13 protein-coding genes are annotated in these 12,824 nt (G+C 37.7%); 4 read left to right on the forward strand and 9 right to left on the reverse strand.

The window, feature by feature from the left end; genetic code table 11:
* Positions 1–304: 304 nt before the first annotated feature.
* The 6 genes from RMZ43_RS13670 to RMZ43_RS13695 form a co-directional block, all read right to left on the reverse strand.
* Entirely contained in the window at positions 305–2,755 is a 2,451-nt protein-coding gene (locus tag RMZ43_RS13670; RefSeq protein WP_322654828.1) for a hypothetical protein, read from the reverse strand.
* A gap of 259 nt (positions 2,756–3,014) precedes the next feature.
* The gene (gene fghA / locus RMZ43_RS13675) at positions 3,015–3,851 is read right to left on the reverse strand and encodes an S-formylglutathione hydrolase (RefSeq protein WP_322654827.1); all 837 of its coding nucleotides are present in this window, start codon (positions 3,849–3,851) and stop codon (positions 3,015–3,017) included.
* A gap of 74 nt (positions 3,852–3,925) precedes the next feature.
* Complete coding sequence (locus tag RMZ43_RS13680) at positions 3,926–4,489, reverse strand: hypothetical protein (protein WP_322654826.1); 564 nt, start codon at positions 4,487–4,489, stop codon at positions 3,926–3,928.
* A complete protein-coding gene (locus RMZ43_RS13685; protein ID WP_322654825.1) occupies positions 4,480–5,358 on the reverse strand; it encodes a DUF692 domain-containing protein in 879 nt (292 codons plus the stop codon). The genes RMZ43_RS13680 and RMZ43_RS13685 overlap by 10 nt, the downstream gene beginning before the upstream one ends.
* A complete protein-coding gene (locus RMZ43_RS13690; RefSeq protein WP_322654824.1) occupies positions 5,319–6,389 on the reverse strand; it encodes a TIGR04222 domain-containing membrane protein in 1,071 nt (356 codons plus the stop codon). Before RMZ43_RS13690 ends, RMZ43_RS13685 begins: the two co-directional genes overlap by 40 nt.
* 159 nt (positions 6,390–6,548) lie before the next feature.
* Positions 6,549–7,349, reverse strand: a complete 801-nt coding sequence (locus RMZ43_RS13695) for an ion transporter (RefSeq protein WP_322654823.1) — start codon at positions 7,347–7,349, stop codon at positions 6,549–6,551.
* 87 nt (positions 7,350–7,436) lie between these two features.
* Here RMZ43_RS13695 and RMZ43_RS13700 point away from each other — a divergent pair, with 87 nt between their 5' ends.
* The gene (locus RMZ43_RS13700) at positions 7,437–7,862 is read left to right on the forward strand and encodes a nucleoside deaminase (protein WP_322654822.1); all 426 of its coding nucleotides are present in this window, start codon (positions 7,437–7,439) and stop codon (positions 7,860–7,862) included.
* A 21-nt stretch (positions 7,863–7,883) separates the two neighbouring features.
* On the opposite strand, the gene RMZ43_RS13705 is transcribed toward RMZ43_RS13700, so the two are convergent.
* Together RMZ43_RS13705 and RMZ43_RS13710 are read right to left on the reverse strand one after the other, a co-directional pair.
* Positions 7,884–8,546, reverse strand: a complete 663-nt coding sequence (locus RMZ43_RS13705) for a response regulator transcription factor (RefSeq protein ID WP_322647971.1) — start codon at positions 8,544–8,546, stop codon at positions 7,884–7,886.
* Complete coding sequence (locus RMZ43_RS13710) at positions 8,546–9,811, reverse strand: sensor histidine kinase (protein WP_322654821.1); 1,266 nt, start codon at positions 9,809–9,811, stop codon at positions 8,546–8,548. Before RMZ43_RS13710 ends, RMZ43_RS13705 begins: the two co-directional genes overlap by 1 nt.
* A gap of 371 nt (positions 9,812–10,182) precedes the next feature.
* Between RMZ43_RS13710 and RMZ43_RS13715 the strand changes: the two genes are divergently transcribed.
* The 3 genes from RMZ43_RS13715 to RMZ43_RS13725 all read left to right on the forward strand — a co-directional run bounded on the left by RMZ43_RS13715 (position 10,183) and on the right by RMZ43_RS13725 (position 11,771).
* A complete protein-coding gene (locus tag RMZ43_RS13715) occupies positions 10,183–10,695 on the forward strand; it encodes a Spy/CpxP family protein refolding chaperone (protein ID WP_322648106.1) in 513 nt (170 codons plus the stop codon).
* A gap of 218 nt (positions 10,696–10,913) precedes the next feature.
* Entirely contained in the window at positions 10,914–11,156 is a 243-nt protein-coding gene (gene sipA / locus RMZ43_RS13720) for a regulatory protein SipA (RefSeq protein ID WP_322647969.1), read from the forward strand.
* Positions 11,157–11,213: 57 nt separating this feature from the next.
* Positions 11,214–11,771 carry a peroxiredoxin gene (locus tag RMZ43_RS13725; RefSeq protein WP_322647968.1) on the forward strand — a complete coding sequence of 186 codons (558 nt, stop codon included), beginning with the start codon at positions 11,214–11,216 and terminating at the stop codon, positions 11,769–11,771.
* Between the two features lie 241 nt (positions 11,772–12,012).
* Here RMZ43_RS13725 and RMZ43_RS13730 read toward each other — a convergent pair whose 3' ends face one another.
* Positions 12,013–12,651, reverse strand: coding sequence for a nucleotidyltransferase family protein (locus RMZ43_RS13730; RefSeq protein WP_322654820.1), 639 nt, complete (start codon positions 12,649–12,651; stop codon positions 12,013–12,015).
* Between the last annotated feature and the right edge of the window lie 173 nt (positions 12,652–12,824).

Genomic DNA, 12,824 nt, shown 5'->3' on the forward strand with positions numbered 1-12,824 from the left:
TAAGTTTTACGCATTACAAACTTAAATACTGAGATTAAGCTTGATGTGAAGATTGACTTAGTTATTTTAAGCTGAAAATCTATGTTAAGCCTGAAAATCTTGCCGTTTTTGTTTAGTTTAGGTTTGCCTTTAATTGTTCAAATCATTGTGACACAAACGGTAGAGGAATTGGAGCAAAAACCAACATCTGTCGAATAAGTGAATTCTGGAAGCATCAGCTCCAACTCTTGGAGTCTTCCCAACAATTTTAATTGTAGGCTTACACCATAACGATCGTAACACCGAGGTTGCCCCCCCCTTTCTCCTATTCCTTGGTAGTAAACCATTGTAGGGGCAAAAATTTCATAATATTTGTTACAGTTTTTAAGGTTTTTAATTCTGGTATATCTGGTTTTAATTGTTCTGCGATCGCTAAATTTGTTTCAGCTTGTGCAGGTTGAAAATTATATAAATAAACAAAAGCTAAATAAATCCATGTGTAAGGATTTTGAGCATCATATTTAGTTAATTCTTTTAAATTTTGGATTAATTCTGGGACTTGGCGCTGTAAAAGTTGTGATAAGACTAAGGTGTAACGCCAATTTAAATTATTTGGCTCTGTTTGCAGATAATAATTAGCTGCAAAATCAATTTGTTTTAAATAATCTTGAGTAGGATCGTATTGATTGAAATGAGCTACTTGCACAAATATATTATTTATTTTACCTTGTTGTAACTCTTGGGCTAGCTGTGAAGTTCGGGTAACTAAATCTAAAGCTGGCGATTTGTCTACTGTTCCGACATCTGTCACATCTACGGTAATATCTGGAATATTTAAAGATGTGGTTTTGTTGTTTCTTCTATCTAAATATAGTGCTGATAGCTGATATTTTCCTAATGGTAGTGTTTTAGGAATAAATGTCGCCAAGGCTTCTTTTACTCGGAAAGTTCCTTCAGGACGACATTTGATACCACAATATAAATTACCCAAACCAATGGCATGATCGTGATACCAAGATGATTGGCTATTTTGCCATCTTAACAGTAATATACCGTTTTGCAAATCATCCCATGAACCTGTGATTTCATAATTTACAGGGTTACTTTTATCTAAAATTAATTGCTGAGAAATCGCTACTTTTTCTAGACTAATTACAGACTGACTATTATTTATTTTTTCAACAGTTACAGGAGGATTTTTGCAGTTATATAAATGCATTTTATCTCCATGAGGTAATATCCAATCGCCTTGTAATTTCAAATCAGTAGAAGATTCGACTAAAGATTTTAATTTCCGTTTAGTCTCTCCACTTTCTCCAGGGTTATATGGTTCATTATTTCTAGTAATATACCAACAAAAATACTGTAAATCTTGTTCTACCTGGGATAATTTGGTTGTTAATTTTCTACCGGATACCCGAAAATCTGCTAATGCACCAAAATAATTTAAACTATACTCATTTATCTGCGGTGTAGAAACAGGAATTACCCCTAAATTCGACCTTAAATATAAATTGGTTTCGGTGATTTTATGTATCAGTTTCTCTAGAGGATATTCTTTAGCATCATTATTAGGTAAATGTCTACCACCCCATGCTTGAATTAATGGTAATGGAAACAAATTATTTAGTAAAACTATACAACTTAATACTAGAGTGACTAATCTCAATCTATCAAAATATATATTTTCAATTAAATTGAATAAATCCGCCAATATTAAACTAATTATCGGAAAGCATGGCAGAATAAATCTAATGTCTTTATTTGTGCCCAAAGTACAAATTATATAGCTACTTACTAACGTAACTAATAACCAAATTCGAGCCGATTTATGGAGATTTGCTGAAATTAAATTAGTAGTAAATTTATATTTAATCAGATAAACCAATAAAATGCCAATACTCACACATAATATTGGTAAACCAACGGTTTCTGGAATCATCTGTGGATAGTATAACCATCCAGCAATAGTTGTGGCAGAAGGATCGCCCTCCCTTTTTCCGACTTGGTTAGCGTTTAATGCTGATGTAACAATTGTTAACCAATTTAAGCCATACCAAAAACTACAAATTAACCAAGCTATCATTAAAGATAAGCAAGCTTGAATTAGCTTGACAAATCTACTTTTTCTAATAAAACTAATTAATGCCCAAATACTAGGAACTAAAATAAAAACAAAACCTGTAGGTTTAGATAATAATATTAAACCTATTCCTACGCCCAAAAGGATAGTTAACGCCCATGATACAAACCCAATACAACTATCTTTCCAAATTGTTAAAACGGTAAAAGTTACTGTAACAATTGCTGTTAAACCATAATCTATTAAATAATCTGTCCGAGTAACTCCCAAAATAGGAAATAATACACAAAATATGCTGGCAGTTATGCTAATTTTTCGGTTCTTAAATAAAAAATTACCTAGATGATATACTGAAACTATAATCATCGCAGTATACAATAAGTTGACCAAACTTGCTTGGTCATATCCACGTCCAAATAACATCAAAAATGGAACAGTGCAAATATATACAAAAGGAGCGCGATAACTTGGAGTTAATTCCCACAGAGATAACCACCAATCTCCTGAGAAAATATTGAAGTTTTGAAAAATTCTATAATGATGTAATGCTGTAGCTAAATGTGCGCTTTGATCGAAGGCTGGAATCGAGTCATCCATGAAAAACCAAGCTCTATCTATAGCTAATGCTATCAGCCAAATTACTAACAGGATAATATAATCTTTTCGATGTTGAGACTGGTCAAAATCACTCATATTTATTTGCTTAGAAACAAAGTTGAACCAATTATATATCTGTCATGTATCGCCATATCATCAAAGATCGCTTGGCTTTTAAGACAGTCGCTACATTGATAGATTTTATTAAAAGTTATCACTCAAAGCTGATATTACATTATTTTTATTAGACTTTTCTAGCATCATTTTTGGTAGTCTTGTTCAAAAATAAAAATGGAAATGTGGGGTTTAAATAGATGAAAACTGCTGTAATTAATAAAGCGATACCTACGGGAAGCTACGCTAATGCATGGTGGCGGATATGATCTTCAATAAAACTGGCGATGAAATAATAACTGTGGTCATAGCCTTCTTGGTAACGCAAGTTTAGCGGTTGACTAACATCTGCACAAGCTTGCTCAAACACTTCAGGCATTAATTGTTCAGCTAAAAATTTATCAGCAGTCCCTTGGTCAATGAGAATCGAACTGTGATATCCTAATTTTTTGACTAATTCACTAGCATCATAATCACGCCAACTTTCTTGATTGCTGCCAAGATAACCACTAAAAGCCTTTTGACCCCAAGGACAACGCATAGGTGCAGTGATAGGTGCAAAAGCTGATACTGATTTGTAAAGTTCTGGGTTTCTCATTGCACAGACAAGCGCCCCATGTCCCCCCATTGAATGACCGAAAATACCTTGTTTTTCAGGTTGCGTAGGGAAATTTGCAGTAATTAAAGCAGGTAGTTCCTGGACAACATAACTATACATTTGGTAGTTTTTACGCCACGGTTCCTCTGTAGCATCAACATAAAAGCCCGCACCTGTGCCAAAGTCCCAGTCTTCATCCTCACCTGCAATGCCAGTATTACGCGGACTTGTATCTGGTGCAACCAATATCAAACCGTACTCAGCTGCAAAACGCTGCACTCCTGCCTTCACCATAAAATTCTCTTCTGTGGAACTTAACCCAGAGAGGAAATAGAGAATCGGCACAGGTTTTTGAGTTGCTTGTGGTGGTTGATAGACAGCGAAACGCATTTCACCGTTACAGGTTGAGGAGGGATGGCTGTAAAAGCCGAGTTTGCCACCAAAGCTTTTATATTCGGAAATGAGGTTGAGGTTAGACATTGGTTATATTTTCTTTCTTTGAGCGATCGCCAGAGAAAGATTATTTTACCGTGAACTACCTGGTAATTAACACGCTATAGTGAGCGCACAATATGCCGCAGTTGCGATGGCTTTGAGAATCGAAACCAAATTGCGATCGTTGCTTGGCGCTTCATCCCCTCTGCACTCGCTATACCAACAGGATAACGAAACCAACACACAATTAAGCGGCTAGTAGGTTCATAAGCCAATAGCCATGTTTTTTCGTAGCGCACCAAATCACTGATCCAAGGTGGATCTGGGTTTTCCTTTTCAACAATGGCGATAAAATTAGCAAAAGCGATCGCATCTTCCCTATGTTTTTTGATTCCTTTTGGTACATGGGTTTGGGCATATCGCCAAAACAAAGCAGTAAAATTTTTACCTAACGCCCGCGCAGTGCGTGGAAGTAGTTCGCGTACTTCTCCCAACCGTTTCCACTTCAGAGAATTGGCAAAGATATTTACCTCTTTTGCTGAGAGTTGAGCTAACTTTTGTGCTTCATCGCAACTTAGCCCCAACTCTGCACAAACAGCTTCTGGATTAGCAAAGAAACGCTCTCTGAAATCGGTATTGGTGTAAAGTTGGGCTAAAACTTGTTGGGTTTGTGCTAACCCCATCTCCCATTACTCCTGCTAATCTCCCGTGCTTTTTGCAGTTCTTTTGTCAATTCTGCAAAAGGTGGCAAGTTTTCATCTCGTTCTAGGATAATCCCTTTAACTGGAACACGGGCAACAACTTCCTCCATAAGTTGCCATACTTCCTGTGGTGTGGATTGCGAATGGCTATCAATTAATATACCATCATGCCAATGTCCACCAACAAAATGTAATTGTACGATGCGATCGCACGGTAACTGTTGCAAAAACTCATGGACATCATAGCCGTAGTTCACAGCATTAGTGTGGAGATTCGTTATATCTAATAACAGTCCACAATCAGAACGTTCTACCACCTCAGCTAAAAACTGGGCTTCAGTCATTTCTGCACCTGGAAGCGTCACCATGTAAGTGATATTTTCCAGAATCAGTGGTACATCAACCCAGCGACGAACTTCGGCAATGTTGCGACAGACTACTTCCACAGCTTCTTGAGTATAAGGTAGTGGAGACAAATGCCCGATATCAACTCCACCCGCTTTTGTAAAGCAGATATGCTCACTCCACCAAGGCGGGTTGAGTTGCTTAATTAATGCTGCAAGTTTGCATAAATAATCTGTATCCAAGCCTTCAGCACTACCTAACGACAGATTAATCGCGTGGGGAATTATTGGGAAATGAGCAGCAAGCAATTCTAACTCCTGCTGTTTTTGCCAAGATGCATCTAAATAGTGTTCAGCAACAATTTCTAAAAAGTCAACTTGGTGACGGTTAAGAAACAGATCACTTTTAAACGGTTCTCGAAAACCCAACCCCACGCCTAAACTAGGGAGATGAGAAAGCATTGCTGTTAACCTCCTCCACAGCCACCACCGCAACCACCACCGCATGAAGAGCTACTGCATGAAGAGCCACTGTCAGAACCACTACTGCATGAGGAGCCACTGTCAGAACTACTATTGCATGAGGAGCTACAGCCAGAACTTGTACTGCATGAGGAGCTAGTGTCAGAACTAGTGCTGCGATAACTAGTACTGTATGAGGGGCTACTACTACATGAAAAGCTACCGCATAAGCTACTAGACGAACTCTCTACTGTAGTAACTTTTCTAGAAAATGTTGGCGGGAAAAACGCTTTGTAGTAGGAATCATAAGAGGTTCCAGCTAACGCCTCAACGCCAAAGAGTGCCACCAGTAAGTTGTAGTCAAATACAGAAGGGATATCGAATTTTGCTTTCTGCTGCAATCGAGTAAATGTTTCTTGCAGTTGTTGCAGATACATTTTTCCGCGATGACTGAGATGTGTACGTCTACTGACAAACCACAGCAAATAGATAATGGATAATACACCAATGGTGATTAATAAACTTGCGTTATAGCGTCCCTTACCCAAGGCAATGAGCAGCTTATAGCTCCCCAAGCTGAAAATAATTATCGCCCCAATCAAGCCAACTTTGATATTCCGTTCTTGCCACTGGGAAGCATACAACAATTGCTCATTTTGGAGTTTTTCTTTATAGGCATTGCTGTATGACTGGATACTCTGCGTTGCCAACCAAACAGATGTTTTAGCTGTGGAAGAAGAAGAGAATTTATCAAATACCTCACGCTCTATAGGCTCTAGGTGAGATAAATCAGGATGATTTGGTGCTTGGCTGATGGATTGTTCATTGACTTGCAAATAATCCCGAACAATCAAGTCAAATAACGCTACATTGGCGATTCCTGTTTCTTGAGAACGCAAATACGCGATTTCGTAGGGATCTGGTTCAGCAGGAATTAACGGCAGAGGCTGGTTTTTGGTTGGATCTTGCACTAGCTTCTGGCAAACTACCAAAGTTATCCCAATGACAAAGCAATAAAACAGTAAAAAATCTGGCCCATACATATCTGCAATTTGATTATGCAGTAATGCATTCATTGGCTTTACTCCTTTTTAGGGAATTACTGAAAGTAAGAGAAATTAAATGACTCAATGTTTGCAGCGTTTTTTAGAACATTTGGCTTTCTCATGTTTGTCATCTACTTTACCACAAGATTGTAGCACACCCTAAAATTTATCCTCCGTCAGTGCCACAACTTAACTCTCTGAATCACCCCTACGACTAGGTAACTTAGTCCCGCACCTTTTACAAAAACCAGCATCTACATCATGAAAAGCCAAACCACAACCTGAACAAGCTGTTTCTACCTGATTAGCAGTTTTCACAACTTGCTTAATTAAATCTCCCACTTGCCAAGGAATCAGCGCAATTCCCGTAAAAATCATCAGGACTGTTAGCAAGCGCCCTAATCCCGAAATTGGAATAACATCGCCAAACCCTACAGTTGTCATTGTGACAACAGAGAAATAAAAAGCATCTAAAAACGTACCATAATTTTGAGGATTAACCGGATGCTCTACTTGATAAATTAAGCCAGAATAAATAAAAACAATTGTAAATAATGTAAATAATATTCGCGCAAAGATCACTCCATCTTCGGTGCTGATAGTGGCGAATAAAAATTTCCTATCTATCAATCTGATTAATCGTAAAATCCGAAACCATCGCAGTAAGCGGATAAAGCTAATATCTACCATTCCTAGAAAGAAAGGCAAAATTGCTATTAAGTCAATAATTGAATAAAAGCTAAAAATATACTTAATCTTATTTTCAGAACTCCAGAGACGAAGCGAATATTCCACCGCAAAGATGATAACGATCGCACAATCGACTAAATGCAACTGAAACCGTACAGAATCAGGAATATTATAAGTCTCTGCTACAAAAATCCCCGATGATATTAACACCATAACGGCAAGTGTTAAATTAATCGCTTTACCTATTGGTGTTTCTAGGTCTTTTAAGTAGAATTCTGTTTCTTGTCTGCTCAGTAACATATTCGATCATTAATAATCTTAATTCCCATTTATAGCATTAGAAATACGATATTATTAATCATTATCCTTATGTTAACCTCAGCTTATATGAACCCAGAATATTTTATGCGTTTAGCTTTGGCAGAAGCAAAAAAAGGAGATGCGCCTTATGGTGCTGTGATTGTTAAAGATAACGAAGTCGTTGCTGTAGCTCATAACACCGTTAATAGAGACAACGATCCATCAGCCCATGCGGAAATTAACGTTATTCGTAGTTTAACAGCTAAACTTAAAAACCCTTCTTTAGAAGGTTATAGCATATATACAACTGGTGAACCCTGTCCCATGTGTGCAACTGCTTGTGTTTGGAGTGGTTTATCAGAAATCGTATATGGTGCTTCAATTCAAGATTTGATTACCCTAAATCAATCACAAGTTAATATATCTTGCGGAGAAGTGATCGCTAAGTCATTTAGAGACATCAAGCTCACAAAAGACGTTTTAAAAAATGAATGTTTGGATTTATTTAAATAAGTGTGATGAATTAGGAAATATTTAACTTGATTCATTCAAATAAGATAAATAAGTATTTGCCCAAATCGCAGCTTGAGTGCGATCGCGCAAATTTAATCTGTTTAAAATATTCGTAACATGATTTTTTACTGTCCCCTCAGAAATGTAGAGTTCCTGAGCAATTTCTCGGTTACTAGCGCCTGTAGCTATTAGCCGCAAAACCTCCTTTTCTCTCGGAGTGAGTTCAGCTAAAGTAGACGGTACAGGGGGTGATTGGGTTGGTGTACCATTAGAAAACTGAGTTAACAGCTTTTTAACTATACCTGGGCCTAATTGAGTATATCCTTTATAAACGGCACGAATAGCAACAGCTAATTCTTCTGAGGGTGTATCTTTCAATAGATAACCCATTGCCCCATTTTGCAACGCTGCTGATACATATTCATCATCATCAAAAGTCGTCAGTACTAAAATTTTAGTTTTGCCAAAGCGTTTTTGAATTTCTCGCGTAGCTGCAACTCCATCCATAATGGGCATTCTGATATCTAGCAATACTACATCGGGCTGAAATTCAGCAACTAAATTAATCGCCTGTTGCCCGTTTTCTGCTTCTCCTACTATGTCTAAATCTGGTTCTAATTCTAATAACGCTCTTAATCCTTGACGAATTAAACCTTGGTCATCTACCAACAGCACTTTAATCATTATGTCAACCTCATTAAGGGAATATTAACTGTAACTTTGCAACCAGAACCAGGAGTGCTATTAATATTAAACTCACCTCCAAGTGCTAAAGTGCGATCGCGCATACTATGAAGTCCAAAACCTGTAGTATTTTGTCCTAAATCAAAACCTCTACCATTATCTTGAATTATCAATCGCAAATTGCCTCTATTCGTAGCCAGTTCCAGTTTAACCTCTGTGGCATAAGCATATTTAGATATATTTGTCAAAGATTCTTGAGTAATTCGGTAAATAGCCGTGTTTATTTCAGGTGGTAGAGGATGTTGCAGGTTAATTTGATAAATTGGTAAAATACCATTTGAGCGATGAAAATTTTCTGAAAGACTAGCGATCGCCCGTTCTAAAGATTGTTCTTGTAAGGGATTCAAGCGCATAGTAGAAACAGATTCGCGGACATCTTTTAGGGCTTTTGAACCTAATTCTTTTGCTGTTGCTAGAAATGTTTCAGCCTTACCTGGGTTAGCTTGCCATAGTTTTAAAGCAGTTTCTAATTGCAGATTTAAAGCAGTTAGAGAATGTCCCAAAGAATCATGAATTTCACGAGCAATGCGGTTGCGTTCTTCTAAGGTAGCTTGATTTTCAATTTGCATGGCATATTGGCGCAGTTTTTCATTAGCGATCGCTAGCTTTTCTCGACTTTGCCGTTCAGACAATACTGCATTCATCATTAACAACACAAAAACTAAACTTAAGCCAAATACCAGCGACGAATTCAAAATCAAAAATCGATATCGCTCTTGTGCTTGTGGCGATGTTTGAAAATTGAATAATTGATATTTTAGTTGTGTAGTAAGTAAAAATAAGGAAAATGATAAACCTGTAACGAATAAACGCCCAATTAACTGAAAAATTAAACAACTTCGAGTCACTAAAATTATGTAAAGAAACGGAAATAATCGAGCAAATCTTTCTCCAAAAAGTCCAATTATTAAAATTAACAGAATTTCAATAGTTGTGTAGATTACTTTATTCTTCTGGTTATTTCTGGGTAATCTTAAACCCATCGCTGCAAAAATAATCAGACTATAAATTGATAGTTCTGGTAATATGCTACAAACTGACAAGTCTGGAAATGCACCACAAATTGAGATTTCTGGAGGCTTAGGACGAAAATGCTTTAACGGAGGTGGTATAAAGGCTGTCAATGCGGTGATCGCCAGTAATGTCCACTCTAGATAAAGTAGAGACGGAAAAGGATGTTTCTTAATTTGAATTGGAGGATTCATTAGCCACGTTTCTCCAGTCATAAATGAGTTAAAAGTTAGGATTTAGTAGTTAAAATTTAAGAGTTAAAAGTTAGGATTATAGATTGTTTTAACGATAGCATCCGTCATTTAAAATTTTCGCTTTTTGAAAAATTAAGAGTGAATGTAGAGTATAAGAACATTATGTAATAAACTAAACAAAGATTTATAAATTCATCATAATCAAAAAAATTATTATTTATAGCTACTAACTCTTTATTATCAATTATGTTTGTCTAAATTCAATCATGACTAAAGTCATGGGTAAAACCATGACTTTCTCCTCATGTGATTACTAAAGAGAAATTCTTATGATAGTGGCATCCAACCAGGAAAAACCTACAAAACAAGCAATGAAACTAAAAGCATTATCGCTAGTCGCTGGAGCGATCGCTCTAACTTTAAGTGCAACCTCCTTTGCTGTTAACGCCCAAACAGCCTCTCCTTCACCCGTGTTACTTGCACAAACTCCGCAGAAAGAAAGGGGCCCTTGGAAAGAATTGGGTCTAACAGATACTCAAAAAACCCAAATTCAGGCAATTCGTCGTGATAGCCGCACCAAAATGGAGGCTGTTTTCACCCCAGAACAAAAGGCCAAGTTAGACGCAGCAAAACAAGCACGTCGAGCTGAATGGCAAGCGCGTAAGGCTCAGGGGCAAACAGGTCAACGCCAACCAGGTCAACGTCGAGGAAAGGGTGGTTATGCTGACTTAAATCTGAGTGAAGTACAAAAAACCCAACTCCGACAAATCCGGGAGTCTGAAAAACAACAGATTCAAGCAGTCTTGACCGCCGAACAGCGCCAAAAATTAGAGCAATTCCGTCAAAATGCTCCTTCGCGCCGTCAACAAGGCAATCCTCAATAATAATTTTTCAAAAAATAGCTAACTTGACTAATGCCTAAGCATTATTTTTCATAGTCAAAAATTAATAGACTTCTTGCAGAAGACGCGGAAAGGGGATGAAATTTTTCCCCTTTCCCTTTCCCTATTTATTCCCATGCCCAATTCCCAATGCCCCATTTAGTAGACTTTTAAGCTAGTTATGAGTTATGAGTTAATTCAAAACTCCTAGCTTGATTAAAATGTCTAAAGAATTTGCAATTGGTAGTAAAGTGCGGGTTGTGGCACTACCGCCTTACGTAAAAACTGCTGAACCTATGCCCATGCTGCGCCCACCCGACGTAATTCACCTTGGCGAAGAGGGTATAGTCATTGACCGCAGACCTGGTGGATATTGGGGTATTCGCTTTACTAGGGGAGCCTTTCTCTTAGATAGCCAATACATCGAAAGCACAGATACCCCAACCGAATCTGATTTAAAGTGAGATTAGCAGCAACGAAGAATTGTAAACTTGTGTAAAGTTGTAATTCTGGTTTTCACCATGATTTCCCGCCGCACTTTTTTAAGCATATTATTTGCCAGTTGTATTTCTCTCATCAGCTGGCTGAATTTTACCCCTGCTGCTGACGCTCTTGGTGGTAAACTTCCTGCAATTAATCAACCCGCACCAGAGTTTACTTTGCCAACCAATACAGGTAATGGCAAAATTTCTCTCTCTGACTTGCGCGGTAAGTGGCTAGTTCTCTACTTTTATCCCAAAGACTTCACCTCTGGTTGTACTATAGAGGCTCGCCGTTTTCAGCAAGATTTACCCCAATACGTCAAAAAAAATGCTCAGATTATTGGTGTAAGTGCTGATGATATTGATTCTCACGCCGAATTTTGTGATTCAGAGGGGCTAAAATTTCCTCTGTTGGCTGACACTGATGGTTCAGTGAGTAAAGCTTACGGTTCGTGGCTGGGCTTTTTATCTATGCGGCACAGTTTTATCATCGACCCTCAAGGCATATTGCGCGAGACTTTCGTCAAAGTCAACCCAAACATTCATAGTTCAGAAGTGCTGGCACGATTAGAAAAATTACAATCTACAGCTTCTTAGACAATTAGTTTCAAATTGCGAATTGCGAATTGGTTTAATTGCTCTCTTCTCTACAAGACACTGCGCGATCGCCCCGCTACGTTCGCGCAGCGTCTCCATAAAGAAGCCCATTGCCTAGCTTGCTTCTCGCCTTTGGCGAGTATTACGATTGGTATGAGCAAAGCTAACGAAAAAGTCTACGGCTTTGCTTCTGAATTCTTAAACTGGCGATAAGCCGGGGACATCATCGCAGTAGAATAAGTTAATTCTGTGCTTTGGTAATTGATATCAATTGTTCGTAATCCTTTGGTGTATCAATATCGATATCCCCTAGTGGAAACGGAATGGAAAATACTTCATTAAGGTTTTTATTAATAACTCTTTTTGCTCCTGAATTTTCTTTCAAAGCGGCAAGTTCTAAAAAAAATATCTGACTAAATAGAGCAGGTACACCTAATGTTCCTGCATATTCACAAGCTATAATCGGTTTTTTTGTGGAATAATATGCATCAACAAGTTGATTAATAATTTGGTGAGAAACAAATGGCTGGTCGCAAAGTGTAATAACTACTGCTTCTATTTTTTGAGGAAGATTATTTAACAATTCAATACCGCTTTTGATTGAAGCACTCATTCCATAAGCCCAATCCAAGTTTTTAACTACTGTAACGGGAAGTTGCTTAATTTGGGGATAAATCTGTTCTGCATTTGCTCCAAGTACTACTACTATAGGTTGACAAACTGAAGCGATCGCCATTTCTGTAATGTATTGCAAAAAACTACGTCCTTGGTAAAGCAATAGTTGTTTAGGTGTACCCATCCGAGTAGATGCACCAGCAGCAAGAATCATAATGGCTATAGTTGATTTCTCATTGTCTATTTGCTCAGTGTTAAATACCATAACAGATAAACCAGGAGTCAGAATACAGAATTCAGAATTCAGAATACTCTACCCATAAAGGGATAGAGTTCTAAGGCAAGAATATTTTAATTTTTTTCGCTTAACTTCGGGCGAGGTTTTAACCAATATTCGTCACCCACTCGTACAGAATTAATACTGAATGCTGACTCCTG

Origin of the sequence: Nostoc sp. CmiVER01 (assembly GCF_034531135.2) — a bacterium.
Lineage (GTDB): Bacteria > Cyanobacteriota > Cyanobacteriia > Cyanobacteriales > Nostocaceae > Nostoc.

Bases quoted from the DNA above. Each gene is read 5' to 3' on its own strand.
- RMZ43_RS13670 (WP_322654828.1), bottom strand. From the start codon at position 2,755: ATGAGTGATTTTGACCAGTCTCAACATCGAAAAGATTATATTATCCTG.
- fghA (WP_322654827.1), bottom strand. From the start codon at position 3,851: ATGTCTAACCTCAACCTCATTTCCGAATATAAAAGCTTTGGTGGCAAA.
- RMZ43_RS13680 (WP_322654826.1), bottom strand. From the start codon at position 4,489: ATGGGGTTAGCACAAACCCAACAAGTTTTAGCCCAACTTTACACCAAT.
- RMZ43_RS13685 (WP_322654825.1), bottom strand. From the start codon at position 5,358: ATGCGGTGGTGGTTGCGGTGGTGGCTGTGGAGGAGGTTAACAGCAATG.
- RMZ43_RS13690 (WP_322654824.1), bottom strand. From the start codon at position 6,389: ATGAATGCATTACTGCATAATCAAATTGCAGATATGTATGGGCCAGAT.
- RMZ43_RS13695 (WP_322654823.1), bottom strand. From the start codon at position 7,349: ATGTTACTGAGCAGACAAGAAACAGAATTCTACTTAAAAGACCTAGAA.
- RMZ43_RS13700 (WP_322654822.1), top strand. From the start codon at position 7,437: ATGAACCCAGAATATTTTATGCGTTTAGCTTTGGCAGAAGCAAAAAAA.
- RMZ43_RS13705 (WP_322647971.1), bottom strand. From the start codon at position 8,546: ATGATTAAAGTGCTGTTGGTAGATGACCAAGGTTTAATTCGTCAAGGA.
- RMZ43_RS13710 (WP_322654821.1), bottom strand. From the start codon at position 9,811: ATGAATCCTCCAATTCAAATTAAGAAACATCCTTTTCCGTCTCTACTT.
- RMZ43_RS13715 (WP_322648106.1), top strand. From the start codon at position 10,183: ATGAAACTAAAAGCATTATCGCTAGTCGCTGGAGCGATCGCTCTAACT.
- sipA (WP_322647969.1), top strand. From the start codon at position 10,914: ATGTCTAAAGAATTTGCAATTGGTAGTAAAGTGCGGGTTGTGGCACTA.
- RMZ43_RS13725 (WP_322647968.1), top strand. From the start codon at position 11,214: ATGATTTCCCGCCGCACTTTTTTAAGCATATTATTTGCCAGTTGTATT.
- RMZ43_RS13730 (WP_322654820.1), bottom strand. From the start codon at position 12,651: ATGGTATTTAACACTGAGCAAATAGACAATGAGAAATCAACTATAGCC.